This window comes from Ruegeria sp. AB7, assembly GCF_056542625.1.
This window is the reverse complement of sequence record NZ_JBQGAC010000006.1, coordinates 1-17,103: the sequence shown is the minus strand read 5'-3', so window position 1 is coordinate 17,103 and position 17,103 is coordinate 1. Positions and strand designations below refer to the sequence as shown.

The 17,103-nt window shown below is 57.5% G+C and carries 19 protein-coding genes; 11 read left to right on the top strand and 8 right to left on the bottom strand.

What is annotated here, in order from left to right; genetic code table 11:
* Positions 1–40: 40 nt before the first annotated feature.
* Positions 41–1,639, bottom strand: a complete 1,599-nt coding sequence (locus ACR0EN_RS15330) for a phosphoenolpyruvate carboxykinase (RefSeq protein ID WP_170587887.1) — start codon at positions 1,637–1,639, stop codon at positions 41–43.
* Positions 1,640–1,983: 344 nt separating this feature from the next.
* Here ACR0EN_RS15330 and ACR0EN_RS15325 point away from each other — a divergent pair, with 344 nt between their 5' ends.
* Genes ACR0EN_RS15325 through ACR0EN_RS15295 form a run of 7 tightly spaced genes read left to right on the top strand, consistent with a single transcriptional unit; the run spans position 1,984 to position 7,391 of the window.
* Complete coding sequence (locus tag ACR0EN_RS15325) at positions 1,984–2,688, top strand: response regulator transcription factor (protein ID WP_170392598.1); 705 nt, start codon at positions 1,984–1,986, stop codon at positions 2,686–2,688.
* Positions 2,689–2,720: 32 nt separating this feature from the next.
* Complete coding sequence (locus ACR0EN_RS15320) at positions 2,721–4,430, top strand: sensor histidine kinase (RefSeq protein WP_170392597.1); 1,710 nt, start codon at positions 2,721–2,723, stop codon at positions 4,428–4,430.
* A gap of 3 nt (positions 4,431–4,433) precedes the next feature.
* Positions 4,434–4,904, top strand: a complete 471-nt coding sequence (locus tag ACR0EN_RS15315) for an HPr kinase/phosphorylase (RefSeq protein ID WP_480587579.1) — start codon at positions 4,434–4,436, stop codon at positions 4,902–4,904.
* Positions 4,901–5,782: an RNase adapter RapZ gene (rapZ, locus tag ACR0EN_RS15310; protein WP_480439341.1), complete on the top strand. Its 882-nt coding sequence runs from the start codon at positions 4,901–4,903 to the stop codon at positions 5,780–5,782. The genes ACR0EN_RS15315 and rapZ overlap by 4 nt, the downstream gene beginning before the upstream one ends.
* Positions 5,779–6,171 (top strand): PTS sugar transporter subunit IIA domain-containing protein, encoded by a 393-nt coding sequence (locus ACR0EN_RS15305; protein ID WP_170625113.1) that lies wholly within the window; start codon positions 5,779–5,781, stop codon positions 6,169–6,171. The genes rapZ and ACR0EN_RS15305 overlap by 4 nt, the downstream gene beginning before the upstream one ends.
* A 16-nt stretch (positions 6,172–6,187) precedes the next feature.
* Positions 6,188–6,457, top strand: coding sequence for an HPr family phosphocarrier protein (locus tag ACR0EN_RS15300; RefSeq protein ID WP_170392593.1), 270 nt, complete (start codon positions 6,188–6,190; stop codon positions 6,455–6,457).
* Between the two features lie 34 nt (positions 6,458–6,491).
* Positions 6,492–7,391, top strand: a complete 900-nt coding sequence (locus tag ACR0EN_RS15295) for a lysophospholipid acyltransferase family protein (protein WP_170625114.1) — start codon at positions 6,492–6,494, stop codon at positions 7,389–7,391.
* A 79-nt stretch (positions 7,392–7,470) separates the two neighbouring features.
* Here ACR0EN_RS15295 and ACR0EN_RS15290 read toward each other — a convergent pair whose 3' ends face one another.
* Positions 7,471–8,346 carry a 3-hydroxybutyryl-CoA dehydrogenase gene (locus ACR0EN_RS15290; protein WP_170513461.1) on the bottom strand — a complete coding sequence of 292 codons (876 nt, stop codon included), beginning with the start codon at positions 8,344–8,346 and terminating at the stop codon, positions 7,471–7,473.
* A 163-nt stretch (positions 8,347–8,509) separates the two neighbouring features.
* On the opposite strand from ACR0EN_RS15290, the gene ACR0EN_RS15285 reads away from it, so the two are divergent.
* A complete protein-coding gene (locus ACR0EN_RS15285) occupies positions 8,510–9,328 on the top strand; it encodes a DUF6473 family protein (RefSeq protein WP_480587574.1) in 819 nt (272 codons plus the stop codon).
* A gap of 63 nt (positions 9,329–9,391) precedes the next feature.
* On the opposite strand, the gene ACR0EN_RS15280 is transcribed toward ACR0EN_RS15285, so the two are convergent.
* The 6 genes from ACR0EN_RS15280 to ACR0EN_RS15255 form a co-directional block, all read right to left on the bottom strand.
* Positions 9,392–10,321, bottom strand: a complete 930-nt coding sequence (locus tag ACR0EN_RS15280; protein WP_170392590.1) for an electron transfer flavoprotein subunit alpha/FixB family protein — start codon at positions 10,319–10,321, stop codon at positions 9,392–9,394.
* Positions 10,321–11,079, bottom strand: a complete 759-nt coding sequence (locus ACR0EN_RS15275; RefSeq protein WP_170392589.1) for an electron transfer flavoprotein subunit beta/FixA family protein — start codon at positions 11,077–11,079, stop codon at positions 10,321–10,323. The genes ACR0EN_RS15280 and ACR0EN_RS15275 overlap by 1 nt, the downstream gene beginning before the upstream one ends.
* Positions 11,080–11,264: 185 nt before the next feature.
* Positions 11,265–11,837 (bottom strand): cob(I)yrinic acid a,c-diamide adenosyltransferase, encoded by a 573-nt coding sequence (locus tag ACR0EN_RS15270; protein WP_170425243.1) that lies wholly within the window; start codon positions 11,835–11,837, stop codon positions 11,265–11,267.
* 3 nt (positions 11,838–11,840) lie between these two features.
* The gene (locus tag ACR0EN_RS15265; RefSeq protein ID WP_170392587.1) at positions 11,841–12,041 is read right to left on the bottom strand and encodes a twin transmembrane helix small protein; all 201 of its coding nucleotides are present in this window, start codon (positions 12,039–12,041) and stop codon (positions 11,841–11,843) included.
* A 79-nt stretch (positions 12,042–12,120) separates the two neighbouring features.
* On the bottom strand, positions 12,121–12,948 hold the full coding sequence (locus tag ACR0EN_RS15260) for an SDR family NAD(P)-dependent oxidoreductase (RefSeq protein ID WP_170609723.1): 828 nt from the start codon (positions 12,946–12,948) through the stop codon (positions 12,121–12,123).
* 69 nt (positions 12,949–13,017) lie between these two features.
* Complete coding sequence (locus tag ACR0EN_RS15255; RefSeq protein WP_480454364.1) at positions 13,018–13,659, bottom strand: SH3 domain-containing protein; 642 nt, start codon at positions 13,657–13,659, stop codon at positions 13,018–13,020.
* Between the two features lie 200 nt (positions 13,660–13,859).
* On the opposite strand from ACR0EN_RS15255, the gene parC reads away from it, so the two are divergent.
* The 3 genes from parC to ACR0EN_RS15240 form a co-directional block, all read left to right on the top strand.
* A complete protein-coding gene (parC, locus tag ACR0EN_RS15250) occupies positions 13,860–16,208 on the top strand; it encodes a DNA topoisomerase IV subunit A (RefSeq protein WP_170609722.1) in 2,349 nt (782 codons plus the stop codon).
* A 97-nt stretch (positions 16,209–16,305) separates the two neighbouring features.
* On the top strand, positions 16,306–16,896 hold the full coding sequence (locus tag ACR0EN_RS15245) for a hypothetical protein (protein ID WP_170392584.1): 591 nt from the start codon (positions 16,306–16,308) through the stop codon (positions 16,894–16,896).
* A 116-nt stretch (positions 16,897–17,012) separates the two neighbouring features.
* On the top strand, positions 17,013–17,103 hold a 91-nt coding region (locus ACR0EN_RS15240; protein WP_036223564.1), incomplete at its 3' end, for a GTP-binding protein.

The following is a 17,103-nucleotide window of genomic DNA, read 5'->3' as shown; positions in this document are numbered from 1 at the left end:
GCTCTGGTGGGTCAGGGGCCAAGGTGGCCCCTGAATTCGATCAGCCGATCGCTACGGCTTTGATGTCTTCGTCGATGAAGGGCAGGTACTGTTCAAAGTTCTCTGCGAACATGTGCACCAGTTTTTCCGCCTGTTTGTCGAACGCTTCCTGGTCGTCCCATGTGCGGCGCGGATCCAGCAGGACCTCGGGCACGCCCGGAACGGATACCGGTACGTCGAAGCCGAAATTGGCGTCTTTGCGGAATTCCGCATCGGTCAATGATCCTTCCAGCGCGGCGGTCAGCAGCGCGCGGGTGGCCTTGATCGGCATCCGGCTGCCTACGCCATAGGCACCGCCGGTCCAGCCCGTGTTGACCAGCCAGCAGGTGGCGCCATGCTGGGCGATCTTGTCGCGCAGAAGGTTGCCATAAGCCTCGGGGCGGCGCGGCATGAAGGGTGCGCCAAAGCAGGTCGAAAAGGTGGGCTGCGGCTCGGTCACACCACGTTCGGTCCCGGCGACCTTCGAGGTGAAGCCGGAAAGGAAGTGATACATCGCCTGTGCAGGCGTCAGCCGCGCGATCGGAGGCAGAACGCCGAACGCATCGCAGGTCAGCATGATGATGTTCTTAGGATGCCCACCCAATGCGGTTTTCGATGCGTTCGAGATGTATTCCAGCGGGTAGGCGCAGCGCATGTTCGCGGTCAGCGAGTCGTCGTTGAAATCCAGTTCTTTGGTCTCGGGATCAAAGACCATGTTCTCGATCACGGTGCCGAATTTCGACGTGGTGGCGTAGATTTCCGGCTCGGCCTCGGCGTTCAGATTGATGGTCTTGGCATAGCAGCCGCCCTCGAAGTTGAAGGTGCCACGATCCGACCAGCCGTGTTCGTCATCACCGATCAGGGTGCGCGACGGGTCGGCAGACAGGGTGGTCTTTCCGGTGCCGGACAGGCCGAAGAACACTGCAGTGTCGACCGGGTTGCCGACCGCATGGTTGGCCGAACAGTGCATCGGCATCACGCCTTTTTCAGGCAGCATGTAATTCAGCAGGGTGAAGACGGACTTCTTGTTCTCGCCAGCATATTCGGTGCCGCCGATCAGGATCAGCTTGCGATCGAAGTTCATCGCAATCACAGTCTCGCTGCGGCAGTTGTGCTTGGCCGGGTCGGCCTGAAAGCTGGGGCAGTTGATGACGGTGAAATCCGCGGTGAACTCGTCCAGATCCTCACGATCCGGGCGGCGCAGCAGGTGGCGGATGAACAGGTTGTGCCAGGCCAGCTCGGTCACCATGCGCACATTGATCGAATAGCTGGGGTCGGCCCCGCCCACGAGGTCCTGCACGAAGTAGTCGCGGCCCTTCATATGGGCCAGCATATCTTCGTACAGCGCATCGAAGCCTTCCGGGCTCATCGCAGCGTTGTTTTCCCACCAGATGCTGTCGGCAACACTGTCAGTCTTGACGACATGCTTGTCCTTGGGCGAGCGGCCAGTGAACTTGCCGGTGGTGACCAGAAAGGCTCCGCCATTGCCAAGGGTGCCTTCGCCGCGCTTCAGCGCCTCTTCGATCAGCGCAGGTTCCATGAAGTTGTAATAGACATTGCCCAGACCCTCGATGCCCTGATCTTCGAGGCGGAATTGCGGGTTAACCCGTCCAGATGTCATGTGTGTCTTCTCCTGTGGCGGCGCGAGGGCCTTGGGCCGGGTGCACCATTGGGGCGGATACCGGAAAGAGCCGGCGGTCAAGCGCCTCTTATCACGGTATTTTGGGACATGAACAGGAGGGTTGGGGGTAGTTAGCGCAACCAAGTTGAGGTTTAGCGCCATCACGATTTGTCTGCCGTAAATCAAGGCAGCTATTTGGGCGCAGCAAGGCAAATTTGCCGCATACCTGCCGCAAGAATGGCACGATTCGAGGTTACGAGTTGATTCGGTGGCTCAAAACCGCCAACAATGCCTTACAAAAAAGCGTATTATTGCGCGAGTGAGCAGGAATAGGGGTGAACCCGATGTCAAAGATTGCACTGGTGGACGACGACAGAAATATCCTGACGTCCGTGTCCATGACACTCGAAGCCGAAGGGTTTGAGGTCGAAACATACAACGATGGTCAGGCTGCGCTGGACGCTTTCAACAAAAAGCTGCCAGACATGGCCGTACTGGATATCAAGATGCCGCGGATGGACGGCATGGATCTGCTGCAAAGGCTGCGGCAGAAAACCCAGATGCCCGTGATTTTTCTGACCTCCAAAGATGACGAGATTGACGAGGTTCTGGGTCTGCGCATGGGTGCAGATGACTACGTCAAAAAACCATTCTCTCAGCGGCTGCTGGTCGAACGGATTCGCGCCTTGTTGCGCCGTCAGGAAGCGGTCGATGGTGATGTGACCAACGCGGCCTCGGGCGATACAAAAGTGATGGAGCGGGGCGAGCTGCGGATGGACCCGCTGCGCCACGCAGTCAGCTGGAAAGGCAATGATGTCTCGCTGACAGTTACCGAGTTTCTGCTGCTGCAGGCCTTGGCGCAACGTCCGGGCTTTGTCAAAAGTCGCGATCAGCTGATGGATGTGGCTTATGATGATCAGGTCTACGTGGATGACCGCACCATTGACAGTCATATCAAGCGTCTGCGTAAGAAGATGCGCGCCGCCGATCCCGAGTTTTCGGCGATAGAAACGCTGTACGGTATCGGGTATCGTTACAACGAAGAATAGGCGCGGCCGTTTTATCAAGCCGAAGGGGTCTCGTGCGCGATACTGAACAAGCCAACCAAGTGCACGACGCAGACGTCGTTCTTGGGGATGACTGGGTCATCCCCCAAGACCCTGATGCTGCCGAGCTACAGGCCAAGCGATCGCGGCGAAACCTGTTTTCGATGCGCTATTCGCCTCTGGCGCGCAGGATCATTACCTTCAACCTCATTGCCCTTGTCATTTTGGTGGCAGGGCTGCTGTATCTGGACGACACGCGAAAAGAACGGGTTCAACAGACCGCGCAGAACCTGGTCGGTGATGCGCAACTTGTCAGCAACGTTTTTGAAACCCAGCTGCGTCAACCCTCTGCCAATGGTGCAGGCACATTGGATGTCCGTGATACGCTAGCGGGTCTCAGCTTGCCCGAAGGCGGCGAGGTTTTTGTTTATGACGGCACGGGCACTCTGATCGGTTGGACACGCGGGGCGTCCATGGCCGACAAATTGCCCAGCCTTTTGCATCAGGACGCCGACAGCGCCACGGGAAGCACTTTGATCAGCGACGCATTGAATGCGGTTTGGAATGGTGTGTCTGCGGTCTTTAGCGGTTCTTCCGAAAGCGAGGCTCCGACGCTGGCGCAACGGGTGCAGGAAATGATCCCGCAGGCGCTGAACGGCGGATTGCAAGTACAGGCCGTGCACGACGATAAAGGCAAGACGGTGATTGTCGCCGTGGCCCCGATCCTATTGGACGATACGCCTGTGGGTGCCGTTGCTATGGCGGGCCCGGCAGGCGAGATCGATGCGCTGGCCCGCAAGGAGCAAGAGCGGATCCTGCAGATGTTTGTGGTGGCACTGCTGGTCTCGATCGGTCTGAGCCTCGTTTTGGCCTCAACGATTGCCAATCCTCTTGCTGATCTGGCCGCCGCTGCCGAGATGGGCAAGGACCGCGGAGCCGGAGTGAACCCCGGACGTATCCGCATCCCGGATCTCAGTGCGCGTCCGGATGAAATCGGCCGCCTGAGCCAGGCTTTGCGCGGGATGGTCACGGCGCTTTACAACCGCATTGACGCGAACGAACAATTTGCGGCCGATGTCGCGCATGAGATCAAGAACCCACTGGCCAGCCTGCAATCCGCCGTGGGCACCATGCGCATGGTAAAACGCGATGATCAGCGCGAAAAGCTATTGGGCGTGATTGAGCATGATGTGCGGCGATTGGATCGACTGGTCAGCGATATCTCGAACGCATCGCGGCTGGACGCGGAACTGGTGAAAGAAGAAGAGCAGCCCTTTGACCTGCTCAATCTGCTTGGCAATATCAGTCAGTTTCTGGGTGAAGATGCCCGTTCGAAAGGCATCGAATATATCACAGACCTTCCCTCCGACCCCATCGTGGTCAACGGGCTCGAGGCGCGTCTGGCGCAGGTCTTTGTCAACCTGATCACCAATGCGATTTCGTTCTGCGAAGACAAAGACGCCATCCGGGTCTGGGTCCGCCGTCGTGACAACCGCGTGCTCGTGGTGGTTGAAGACACCGGTCCCGGCATTCCTGATCAGGCGCTGACCAAGATCTTCAAGCGTTTCTATTCCGAACGCCCCGAAGAGCATTTCGGCAACAATTCGGGCCTTGGATTGGCGATTTCGAAACAAATCGTCGAGGCGCATGGTGGTGTGATCTGGGCAGAAAACATCCGTCCGACCGAAGCCGATATCACCTCGGACCCGCTAGGTGCGCGGTTTGTTGTCGGGCTTCCCGTCTAGGTTATGAGCACCACCCCACTTTCTGAGATAGCGGATCAAGGGTCGGCCTGCATTCATGGGACCTGTGTTGCGCTTCAGGAAAAGGGCGTATTGATCATTGGCGCCTCGGGTACGGGCAAATCTTCTTTGGCGCTACAGATGATGGCGCTTGGGGCGCAGCTTGTCGCTGATGACCGGGTCGAATTGACCGGACAGGCCGATCACGTGATGGCAGCTGGACTTCCGCAGATCCGCGGCCTGATTGAAGCGCGCGGCATCGGGTTACTGCGAGCTGAAGCCGCGAGGCCGGTCCGATTGGCATTTGTTGTGGATATGGACCAAGCCGAGCCTGCGCGGCTGCCTGAACCCACTGAAATTCTTGTGCTGAAGCAAACTGTTCCCTTGCTTCGGGGGGCTGGCGTGCCCAATTTGGCTGCAGGACTTATTCAACTTGTGAAAATGGGGCGCGTAGCCCCGGAATGGCCGAATACATGACAGCACAACAGCGCGTCGTTCTGATAACAGGTCCTTCCGGTGCAGGGCGATCGACCGCAATTCATGTGCTTGAAGATCTGGGGTTCGAGGCGATTGACAACCTGCCGATGGGGTTGCTGGCTCGCCTCGTCGACAATTCGGAGCCTGCGCGCCCAATGGCTTTGGGTATCGACGCGCGCAATCGCGATTTTTCAACCACCGGGTTTATCGAACTTGCCGCTAAACTGGGCCGGATGGAGAATGTCGACCTGACAATCCTCTATCTGGATTGCAGTGACGAGGTGCTGCTGCGTCGCTTCTCGGAAACCCGCCGCCGTCACCCGGTTGCGACTGATGCCAGCCCGGAAACCGGCATTTGTCAGGAGAAGGAACTATTGGCCCCAATTCGCGAGTTTGCCGACACGCTGATCGACACCAGCGCGTTGAATGTGCATCAGCTGCGGGAAGAGGTCGAACGCTGGTTCGCCCCAAAGGGCGGGCGGCATCTGGCGGTGTCGATCGAATCCTTCTCGTACAAGCGGGGCTTGCCGCGCGGTCTGGACATGGTGTTCGATTGCCGGTTTCTGGCCAATCCATACTGGCGGCCTGAACTGCGGGATGCGGATGGTCGAAACTCGGATGTGGCGGCCTATGTTCAATCAGATGCAAACTATGGCGTCTTCTTTGACCGGGTGGTCGACCTGCTGATCGAACTGCTTCCGGCCTTCCGTGAGGAAGGCAAAGCGCACCTTTCAGTTGCATTTGGGTGCACCGGAGGGCAGCACCGCTCGGTCGCGGTGGCTGAAGCAGTTGCAAAGGCCCTTGCAGAAGGGGGGCAGCAGGTGGCAATTAGGCATCGCGAAATGGAACGACGCGCGTTGAATGTGAGGCCGGAGTGATCGGGATCGTTATTGTTGCACATGGTGGGTTGGCTCAGGAGTATCTTTCGGCCACGCAGCATGTGGTTGGAAAGCAACCCGGACTGGTGGCCATCCCGATAGAAGCCGACCATGATCGCGAAGCGAAACAAGTTGAAATCTGCCGCGCGGCGGACGAGGTCGATATGGGCGATGGCGTCGTTGTGGTGACCGATCTGTTTGGCGGCAGCCCCTCGAATCTGAGCCTGCGCGCATGTGCGCCACAAGACCGGCGAATCCTTTACGGGGCCAACCTTCCCATGCTGATCAAACTGGCCAAAAGTCGCCACTTGCCACTGGCCGAGGCCGTGCGTTTGGCTTTGGAAGCTGGACGAAAGTACATCAATGCGCAAAATGTGACATTGGATTGACACCGGATAGACTCATATGACGACCAAGAGTTTGAAAATTATCAATGAAAAGGGCCTTCACGCCCGCGCTTCTGCCAAGCTGGTCGAGGTGGTCGAAGGCTTTGATGCGCGCGCCGAGGTGTCACGAGACGGGCTTTCTGCCTCGGGCGACAGTATCATGGGCCTTTTGATGTTGGCAGCGTCGCGCGGAAGCACTATTGACGTCGAGACGTCCGGCCCGGATGCTGAGGCGTTGGCAGAGGCTTTGGAAACATTGGTGAACGATAAGTTCGGCGAAGGGTTCTGACAGCCACGACACCAAGGACGGAAAGACAAGGCAATTGGCGGAAACCACGCACGATACCAAGACAGGTCCTGTAGTGGATCACGACACCGATCAGGGTGAAATCTACGACCGCAGAACCCTGACCTACGCCAACTCGTTTGACGATGCCTGGACGTCTACGGCCATTCGCGCCATCGAATGGTGCACAGGCAAGCTGACCATCTTGCGCATGGTCAACAAGTTCGAGAAGCAGAACGAACGCTATCGAGGTCAGAAGTTCTGGGGCGGTGCGCTCAAGACCATGGGTATCGAGCTGACAACCCCAGCCGAACAGATCGCCCGCATCCCAAAAGAAGGCCCCGTAGTGGTCGTCGCGAACCATCCGCACGGCATGGTTGATGGCATGATCTTCGCTGAACTCATCGGCCGGGTCCGCAGTGACTATCGCATCCTGACCCGCTCAGTCCTGACCGGGTTGGATGAAGCTGCGACCTCATTCATGATCCCGGTGCCGTTCCCACATGATCCTGAAGCGCAGGCCAAGATGCTTGAGATGCGCAGCAAGACGATGAAGCATCTGGCAGATGGGGGTGTTGTCGCGTTATTCCCGTCAGGTGTTGTGATGTCTTCGGATGATTGGTTCGGACCAGCCATCGAGCGGGAGTGGAATGTCTTCACCGCGAAGATGATCCGTAGGTCGGGTGCCAAGGTCGTGCCGATCTTCTTCCCCGGCAGCAACTCGCGCTGGTATCAAATTGCCAACCGGATATCGCCCATCCTGCGCCAGGGCCTACTGCTGCACGAAATCGTCCGATCCTGCAACAGGCCCCAGTCGCCGGTGATCGGTGATCCGATATCGGATGAAGACATGGCGCTGCTGGAACGCGACCCACGCGGCTTCATGGCCTGGCTCCGGGATCACACCATGGCGCTGGGCAAGACCCTCAAACCCTGATCCGCCCCTTCATCTGGCCAAAAATATCTCGGGAGTGAATTGAGCCATAGGCTCAAGAGAGGGCTGGCCCTCTCAGATTCTACCGTGTGGGTACCGGAACCTCGCCTCGATAATCATAAAACCCGCGTTCGGTTTTGCGTCCCAGCCATCCGGCTTCGACATATTTCGTCAATAGCGGGCAGGGGCGATACTTGGTGTCTGCCAGCCCGTCATGCAGCACGTTCATGATCGCCAGACAGGTATCCAAGCCGATGAAGTCCGCCAGTTCCAATGGGCCCATAGGGTGGTTTGCGCCCAGTTTCATCGATTGGTCAATGGACTGCACATTCCCGACACCTTCATACAATGTGTAAACCGCCTCATTGATCATGGGCATCAGAATGCGATTCACGATAAAGGCCGGAAAATCTTCGGCGCTGGCTGAGGTTTTGCCAAGCCGGTCCACTACGGCTTTACAGGAGTTAAAGGTTGCTTCATCGGTGGCGATGCCCCGGATCAACTCGACGAGCTGCATCACAGGGACCGGGTTCATGAAGTGGAATCCCATGAAACGTTCGGGCCGGTCGGTGCGACTGGCCAGCCGGGTAATTGAGATCGACGAAGTGTTCGATGTCAGGATCGTATGTGGCTGTAGGTGCGGCAACAGGTCTTCAAAGATTGCCTGTTTCACCGTTTCCCGCTCGGTCGCGGCTTCGATTACAAGATCGGTCTGCCCCAAATCCGGCAGATTCAGCGTCGTCGTGATCCGACTCAACGCGGATTTCACTGCATCATCCGAGATTTTGCCGCGTGACGCTTGACGCGCCAGGTTGGTTTCAATGGTTGCCATAGCGCTGTTTAGCGCGTCCTGGCTGACATCGTTCAGTAGAACATCATACTCTGCCAATGCCATAACATGAGCAATCCCGTTGCCCATCTGTCCAGCGCCGATCACTCCGACTGATTTTACGTCCATTTGTTCGATGCCCTTGTTCGCAGAATATGGCGACATTATCGGCAGTTCCCTATGGGCGGCAAGGGGACGGGGACAGTCAATTTCGCTTCAAATGCGCGCATTAGGACTTTCTCAAGACTTGCGGCGGCAAAATGGCGGTCGGGTGAATATTTGGGTGAGTGTGATGAGCTATCAATCGATCAATGCGGTCCATTCCGCGGAAACGACGTGCGAATATGAAAATTCGAAACTACGTTTCAGGGGCCCCCAAAGGGCGTTGAACAACCCCTATGTGGCATGTTTGGGGGGCGAAGAGACCTTTGGCCGTTTCGTAGAAACCCCCTTTCCCAATGAGTTGGAACGTCGTCTGGATCGCCGCTGCCTCAATCTGGGCAGCCTGTTCTGCGGTGCCGAGGCGTTGACGCAGGACAAAGGGCTACTGGAGATCGCAAACCGGTCTGATATATGCGTCCTGCAGTTACCCGGCATGCTGGGGCTATCGAACCGATTCTACCGGGTGCACCCACGACGCAATGACCGTTTCGTTGCGCCAAATGCCGATCTGGTTGCGCTGTATCCCGAAGAAGATTTTACGGATGTCCATTTTATACAGCACTTGCTGAACCGCCTGTCGGCACGCTCGGATGCCCGAATTGAACTTGTGGAACAAGAGTTGCGCAATGTCTGGATCGAAAAGCTCGGCAAGTTTCTTGCAGAAGTAGGCCCGCCCGTCCTGCTTTTGCATCTGCAAGTGGAGAGAAGCGATTTGGATTCGACACCGGGTGTCGGCTTTGCAATCAACCCCGAGATGATTGAGCCTTTGAGACCCCATTGTACGGATATTTTGTCCTTGCAGGTTCAGGTGTCTGGCGTATCCGATGAGCTTGAAGACATGTTGTTTGGCACCCTGCAACAACCGATTGCCGAGCATATGATCGGCCCAGCCACACATCGCAATATCGCTGGCTCACTTGCCCAAGTGATCAACGACCTGGGCGTATAAACAGCAAAGGCCCGCCAGTGGCGGGCCTTCTAAGATTTTTCGTCGAGAAATCTTTGTCTGAAATCAGCCGAGTTTTTCGGTGAGTTCCGGCACGGCCTGGAACAGGTCTGCGACCAGACCGAAGTCTGCGACCTGGAAGATCGGCGCTTCTTCGTCCTTGTTGATCGCAACGATGACCTTGGAGTCCTTCATGCCCGCCAGGTGCTGGATCGCACCCGAGATGCCGACTGCAACGTAAAGGTCAGGGGCAACAACCTTGCCGGTCTGACCCACCTGCCAGTCGTTCGGGGCGTAGCCCGAGTCAACTGCGGCGCGTGAGGCACCAACGGCGGCTCCCAGCTTATCGGCCAGGCCTTCGATCAGTTTGAAGTCGTCTTCCGAGCCAACACCACGGCCACCCGAAACAACAACACCAGCCGAAGTCAGTTCAGGACGGTCGCTTTCAGCAACCTTGTCCTCGACCCACGACGACAGGCCGGGGTTTTCGCCGACCGAGATGGTCTCGACCGCCGCCGAACCACCTTCGCCCGCCGCATCGAAGCTGGCGGTCCGGATGGTCACGACTTTCTTGGCGTCGTTCGATTTCACGGTCTGGATCGCGTTACCGGCATAGATCGGACGCTCGAAAGTGGTGGCATCGACCACGCCGGACGCGTCCGAGATCACCATCACGTCCAGCAGAGCTGCAACGCGCGGCATCACGTTCTTGGCGTCGGTGGTGGCAGGGGCAACGATATGCTCGTACCCATCGGCCAGCCCCACGATCAGGGCTGCGGTCGATTCCGCCAGGCGATGACCCAGCGAGGCGTCTTCAGCGACCAGAACCTTGGATACGCCATCGATCTTGGCAGCGGCCTCACCAGCAGCAGCGGCAGAACCACCTGCGGCCAGAACGGTGATTTCACCCAGCGATTTGACAGCGGCAACGGTCTTGGCTGTGGCGTCAACCGACAGCTCACCATTGTTAACCTCTGCGAGAAGAAGAACAGCCATTACACAGCCCCCGCTTCTTTGAGTTTCTCGACCAGCTCATCAACCGAGCCCACGATGATACCAGCAGCACGTGCCGGCGGCTCTTCGGTCTTGACGACTTCCAGACGCGGAGTGACGTCGACGCCATAATCGGCGGCGGTTTTTTCATCCAGCGGCTTTTTCTTCGCCTTCATGATGTTCGGCAGCGACGCATAGCGCGGCTCGTTCAGGCGCAGGTCGACGGTCACGATGGTTGGCATCTTGACGGAGATGGTCTGCAAACCGCCATCCACCTCACGGGTGATCTTGGCAGTGTCGCCTTCGATGTCCAGTTCGGACGCGAAAGTGCCTTGGCTCCAGCCCAGCAGGGCTGACAGCATCTGACCGGTGGCGTTCATGTCATTGTCGATCGCCTGCTTGCCCGCCAGAACGATGCCCGGCTGCTCTTCTTCGACCACTTTGGCGAGGATCTTGGCAACGGCAAGCGGTTCGATGTCCTGATGCACGTCATCTGCCGCGACAACCAGAATGGCACGGTCGGCGCCCATGGCCAGTGCGGTCCGCAGGGTTTCCTGCGACTGTTTCACACCGATCGAAACGGCAACAACCTCATCGGCCTTGCCCGCCTCTTTCAGGCGGATCGCCTCTTCCACGGCAATCTCGTCGAAGGGGTTCATCGACATTTTTACATTGGCGAGATCAACTCCGCTGCCGTCCGCTTTCACACGAACTTTCACGTTGTAGTCAATCACGCGCTTGACAGGCACAAGTACCTTCATTTTTGCGTATGCTCCTTACAAAAACGGCAAGCCGCGCAGCGACTCCACCAATGCTCTCGCTGGCCTAGATAGCGAGTCGTGATGCCTCGCAACAGAGCAAAATCGTCACGTCATGGTTTCGAGACGTCGCGTTTTGTCATTTTTTGGACCAGAAACGAAATTTAGTTTCCCGACGGCAGGCGCGATCACCGGTTTGCACCGGGAATCCAGAGCACATCATCGTGCCCGCCGTTGTTGGCACAGCGCGCGGCGACAAAGAACCAATCGCTCAGGCGGTTGAGGTATTTGACAGCCACCTCATTGACCGGTTCCATGTTTGTCAGCTCAACCGCCAACCGCTCGGCCCGGCGCGAAACTGTTCTGCACACATGCAGATGCGCGGCCAAACGTGAGCCACCGGGTAGGATGAAACTGCGCAAGGGCTGGAGCGCTTCATTCATCGCATCGATCTCGGCTTCAAGCCGGTCGATCTGAGCGGAAACGATACGCAGGGGCGGGTAGTCGGCCTCGGCATCCTTATCCATGTCGGGGCGGCAGAAATCGGCACCCAGATCAAACAGGTCATTCTGGATACGGGACAGGGCGGCTTCGACTTCTCCGTCTGCTTCGGTCCGTGCCACGCCGACAAAGGAATTAAGCTCATCCACAGTGCCATAGGCCGCGACACGCCCGGAATACTTGGCAACGCGCTCACCATTGCCCAGAGCGGTTTTCCCATCATCGCCGGTGCGCGTGTAAATCTTGTTGAGAACGACCATGCCTTACCCTCCCTGCCCACGCAGATAGACGTAAAGTACGATCAGCAGCACCGCAATGAACTGAAACAGGATACGCAGGCGCATCAGCTTGTTGCTTTTCAGCGCGGCCTCTTTGCCGGGTTTTCCAAAATTGGCAATGCCCATCACCAGCACGACGACGACCGCCGCCATGGCCAGAAGCAGTATGACCATCGTCAGGTCCATAGCTCACCGTCCGTGTTTGTTCAGTTGTTGAGCCGTCATCTAGCGTTGATAGCGGCAAAAGCGAACAGGTAATTTCGCCTCATATGTCCGAGAGGATGCGATCAATGGCCCGGGTGGGCAGAATACGGCGCAGATATCCGGCGATATAGGTGGGCGTCGTCACATAGTATCGCGGACGTGGGCGCTTGGATTCAACCGCATGCGCCAATTTGGCGGTAACAGCCGAGGCAGGCAGTTCGAACTTGTCAGGTCCGGAGGATTCGTAGAGGCGTTTCAGCAGCGTTTCCTCGTATCTCTGTCGCAGGGCTGAGCTTTTCCAGTCAATAAAGCGTTCGAAGACAGGGATCGCGTTCACACGGATCTTCGAGGTGACCGGGCCTGGTTCGATCAGGATGACCTTGATGTCGGTGTCTCGCAGCTCTAGGCGCAAGGTGTCGGTCAGGCCTTCGATGGCGTATTTGGTGGCGACGTATGCCCCGCGCCAGGGGAACGCGACCAGTCCCAACACTGATGAGTTCTGCACGATGCGCCCATGGCCCTGAGCCCGCATCACGGGAATCACTTGTCGGGTTAGTTCGTGCCAGCCAAATACGTTGGTCTCAAAAATTAGGCGAAGCCCTTCGATTGGGACATCTTCAACCGCGCCGGGAAGGCCGTGAGCGCCATTGTTGAACAACGCATCCAGCGTGCCACCGGTCGCGTCCAAAACCTGCTGCAGGCCTGAGGTAATGCTATCGGAATCGGTATAGTCGATCAGCGGGCTGTCGAAACCCTGTGCCCGTAGCCGATCACAGTCACGCTGTTGACGGCATGAGGCAAAAACGCGCCAACCGCGCGCGCGCATCCCGTGCGCCGCGTCCAGACCTATCCCGGATGAGCAGCCTGTGATCAGAATCGATTTCTGCATATTGCCCCCGCCTGTGTACTTCGCCCATAGCTATGGCGAGCTTTAGGTCAGGACAATGACACAGTTGCGTCAGTTTGTTGGTTTCCGAACCAGTGAGGCAGAAATCCAACCCACCCGCTGATCAGGGTATAACCGCAAACGCAGCCAGCCGGTGCCGGAATCGCTGAGAACCTCAACGCGCTGGCCAAGTTTGGCTTTGGCGATGATGGGGTAAATCGTTCCGGGCCCATCGCGCATATTGACCCGCGTGCCCGAGATTTCGCGGATATCTTTCTCTGGCTCGATGACTTGATTCACAGGTGTGATGTCATCCTGCACCTCGGCCTCGACCTGCAACAGTCCGGCGGCTCCGTCTTCAAGCGAAGCCAGAGTAAAGCTGACGCCGTTCTCGTCAAATGCAGAGAACTGAGACAGCGGATCGTTGGTGACTTGTGACAGGACGACTGCGGCATCCTCCTCTACTTGTGGCTCGGGCTGAGCGCGCGCCTGTACAATGCGCGCGGCAACGTTGGTCACAAGGTCTTCAGCCCGAGGTGCGTGGTCGTCTTTAGCCCGAGGTGCGTGGTCGGATGCAGGCTCATGTTCTGGCACAGAGGCAACGCGAACCGGTTGCTCGGTGCGGGTGCCGCGCGGTTCGAAATCCGGGCCTCCGCTCATCACATAGAAGCTCCAGCCGAGCATGGCGAAAGTGATAACAATAACACGCTTCATGGCGCACCCCCTGGCAATCGTAACATCAATAAAAGGCAGCAGTCTTAATGTTCGAAAGCCTAACATAGATTCAGCTTCGAGTCGAAAAGCGGGGGAAATCCTATACTTGCCTCCCCCTGTTGCAAAAAGCCCGACTTGTCCCCAGCAAAATATGCGCCGATTGCTTTACCCGCGCGCGCTTGCGTCGTATCACATCATGTATGAACGATACGATCGACGACCCCAATATGGAGACCCCTGACAATGGGGGCGAGGTAGCCGAGCCGCTGCGCCGCGCAATTGGCGAGCGCTACCTGACCTACGCGCTTTCCACCATCATGCACCGCGCTTTGCCAGATGCGCGCGATGGATTGAAGCCGGTTCACCGGCGAATCCTCTACGCGATGCGCGAGTTGCGACTCAGTGCGACGGGCGGTTTCCGTAAGTCAGCGAAAATCTCTGGCGACGTGATGGGTAACTATCACCCGCATGGCGACGCGGCGATTTACGACGCAATGGCGCGCTTGGCACAGGACTTCAACGTCCGATATCCACTGGTCGACGGGCAGGGGAATTTTGGCAATATCGACGGCGATAATCCGGCGGCCTCTCGATACACCGAAGCGCGGATGACCATCGTGGCCGAAGCCCTGTTGGAAGGGTTGAACGAAGACGCTGTCGATTTCCGCGACAACTATGACGGCACACTGACCGAACCGGTCGTGTTGCCCGCACAGTTCCCGAATCTACTGGCCAATGGCGCAAGCGGCATCGCGGTGGGCATGGCGACTAATATCCCGCCGCATAATATTTCTGAGTTGTGCGACGCTTGTCTGCATCTGATCAAGACGCCGGATGCGCGTGACGATACGCTATTGAATTATGTTCCCGGCCCGGATTTTCCGACCGGCGGCGTCATTGTCGAGCCGCCCGAAAATATCGCACAGGCCTACCGCACCGGGCGTGGATCCTTCCGGCTGCGCTGTAAATACGAGGTTGAAGATCTGGGGCGTGGCCAGTGGCAGATCATCGTCACCGAGATTCCCTATCAGGTTCAGAAATCCAAGCTGATCGAAAAGATCGCGGAACTGATCCAGACCAAGAAGATCCCGATCCTCGCCGATGTCCGCGACGAATCCGCTGATGACATCCGCCTGATCCTTGAACCACGTTCTAAGAACGTGGACCCCGAGGTGCTGATGGGCATGCTCTATCGCAACTCGGACCTTGAGGTGCGCTTCAGCCTCAACATGAACGTGCTGATCGACGGGGTGACGCCTAAGGTCTGTTCGATGAAGGAAGTGCTGCGCGCGTTCCTTGACCACCGGCAAGAGGTGCTGATCAGGCGGTCGCGTCACCGCATGGCCAAGATCGACCACCGCCTTGAGGTATTGGAGGGCTTTATCGTCGCCTTCCTGAACCTCGACCGGGTGATCGATATCATCCGCTACGACGACGACCCCAAGGCCGCTCTGATGCGCGAAGATTGGGGCATCGATCACGTCCGCGCAACCGATGAGTCCGACTATATCTCGCCCAAACCGGGTGAGGGTGAGTTGTCCGAAGTTCAGGTCGACGCCATCCTCAACATGCGCCTGCGTAGCTTACGCCGTCTGGAGGAGATGGAGCTAGTCCGCGAACGCGACGAGCTGATGCTGGAACGCGCCAATCTCGAAGACCTGCTGGCCGACCCCGCCCTGCAATGGGCCAAGATCGCCGAGCAACTCAAAGAGACCAAGAAGACCTTCGGCAAAGACTATGAAGGCGGCGCGCGCCGGACACAATTTGCCGAGGCAGGTCAGGTCGAGGAAGTGCCGCTTGAGGCGATGATCGACAAGGAACCGATCACGGTCGTCTGCTCTCAGATGGGTTGGATCAGGGCAATGACCGGCCATATCGATCTGAAGCGCGAGTTGAAGTTCAAAGATGGTGACGGCCCACGTTTCATTTTCCACGCGGAAACTACGGACCGCCTGCTGGTCTTTGCGTCAAATGGCCGATTCTATACAGTCAGCGCCGCTAACCTGCCCGGCGGGCGTGGCATGGGCGAACCGCTACGTCTGATGGTCGACCTGCCGAACGAGGCGCAGATTATCGACATCCTGATCCACAAACCGGGGCGCAAGCTGCTTGTGGCCTCGGATGCGGGCAACGGCTTTATGGTGCCGGAAGATGACGTTCTGGCGCAGACCCGGAATGGCAAACAGGTGCTGAACGTCAAAGGAGACGAGACGGCGATGATCTGTAAGCCGGTTGAGGGCGATCATGTTGCTGTTGTCTCGCAGAACGGGAAATTCCTAGTGTTCCCGACAGAGGAACTGCCCGAGATGACCCGTGGTAAGGGTGTCCGCTTGCAGAAGTACAACATGGCGCGTGGGCGGCAGGGCACACTGGAATTGGATGGTGGGTTATCCGATATCACCACCTTCAACTGGGAAGAGGGCCTGAAATGGTCCATGGGCGGCGACAAAACCCGGCACGAGGCAGATATGTCCCAATGGTTGGCCAAGCGTGCGGGTGTTGGGAAAAAAGCACCTTATGGCTTTCCGAGGGATTACAAGTTCTCGTGATATGCTGTCCGCTTGGTGAAAATCTGCCGATACGGCTTGGCACAACCCGTATCGGTGCGCTACATCCAAAGAAAACAGGCCTATCGAGACGAGAGACATGCTGCGCATTCTGACACTGATCACCGGGTTGGCCCTGATGGGCGCATGCACCCAAACGCAGGTTTATGAAGACCCCGAGTCGCTGGGTGAATTCAAGCTACGCGTGAATTATGCCTTTGCGGAAAAGGCCGTTCAGGGACCGGTTTCGCGGGATGCTACGCCGGATGAATGGACCAAAGCGATCCAGAATGCAGTGGACATCAGGCTTGGCCGGTATGAAGGTTCACAGGAATACGACATTGGCATCAGTCTCGAGGGCTACATGTTGGCACCTCCGGGAATTCCTGTGATTTACAACCCCAAAAGCACCGCCATCGTTCTGGTAAACGTCTATGACGTTGAAAAGAAAGAGTTCCTTGCTAAAGGCAAGCAGTTTCAGGTGCTCGAAGATACCACCGGTGAAAGCGCCCTTACAGGATCAGGAAATGCGCGCACCCGAGAAGAACAGATGAACGGTCTGGCCTTGAAGGTTGCCGACCGGGTTGAGGAGTGGCTGGCCGAAGAGCACAAGGATGATGGCTGGTTTGACAAGCGCCCCAGCTTGATCCAGCCGCTTGAAACCGAAGCTGTCACACAAAATCCGGCGTGATGGATGCATTTCCCTCAGGATGTGCTTGATTTTCCCCCCTGAACCAAATATCTCGCGCGCGCAGATGTAACCACGGGACCAAGGGTCCCCCAAATTGCAAAAAGGGCGCCTGAGGAATGGCAAAGGAAAAGTTTGAGCGTAATAAGCCGCACGTCAACATCGGCACGATTGGCCACGTTGACCACGGCAAGACCACGCTGACCGCAG

Coding starts and splice junctions, on each gene's coding strand:
- ACR0EN_RS15330 (WP_170587887.1), bottom strand. CDS start 1,639: ATGACATCTGGACGGGTTAACCCGCAATTCCGCCTCGAAGATCAGGGC.
- ACR0EN_RS15300 (WP_170392593.1), top strand. CDS start 6,188: ATGACGACCAAGAGTTTGAAAATTATCAATGAAAAGGGCCTTCACGCC.
- ACR0EN_RS15325 (WP_170392598.1), top strand. CDS start 1,984: ATGTCAAAGATTGCACTGGTGGACGACGACAGAAATATCCTGACGTCC.
- parC (WP_170609722.1), top strand. CDS start 13,860: ATGAACGATACGATCGACGACCCCAATATGGAGACCCCTGACAATGGG.
- rapZ (WP_480439341.1), top strand. CDS start 4,901: ATGACAGCACAACAGCGCGTCGTTCTGATAACAGGTCCTTCCGGTGCA.
- ACR0EN_RS15280 (WP_170392590.1), bottom strand. CDS start 10,321: ATGGCTGTTCTTCTTCTCGCAGAGGTTAACAATGGTGAGCTGTCGGTT.
- ACR0EN_RS15270 (WP_170425243.1), bottom strand. CDS start 11,837: ATGGTCGTTCTCAACAAGATTTACACGCGCACCGGCGATGATGGGAAA.
- ACR0EN_RS15275 (WP_170392589.1), bottom strand. CDS start 11,079: ATGAAGGTACTTGTGCCTGTCAAGCGCGTGATTGACTACAACGTGAAA.
- ACR0EN_RS15255 (WP_480454364.1), bottom strand. CDS start 13,659: ATGAAGCGTGTTATTGTTATCACTTTCGCCATGCTCGGCTGGAGCTTC.
- ACR0EN_RS15285 (WP_480587574.1), top strand. CDS start 8,510: ATGAGCTATCAATCGATCAATGCGGTCCATTCCGCGGAAACGACGTGC.
- ACR0EN_RS15265 (WP_170392587.1), bottom strand. CDS start 12,041: ATGGACCTGACGATGGTCATACTGCTTCTGGCCATGGCGGCGGTCGTC.
- ACR0EN_RS15260 (WP_170609723.1), bottom strand. CDS start 12,948: ATGCAGAAATCGATTCTGATCACAGGCTGCTCATCCGGGATAGGTCTG.
- ACR0EN_RS15245 (WP_170392584.1), top strand. CDS start 16,306: ATGCTGCGCATTCTGACACTGATCACCGGGTTGGCCCTGATGGGCGCA.
- ACR0EN_RS15290 (WP_170513461.1), bottom strand. CDS start 8,346: ATGGACGTAAAATCAGTCGGAGTGATCGGCGCTGGACAGATGGGCAAC.
- ACR0EN_RS15315 (WP_480587579.1), top strand. CDS start 4,434: ATGAGCACCACCCCACTTTCTGAGATAGCGGATCAAGGGTCGGCCTGC.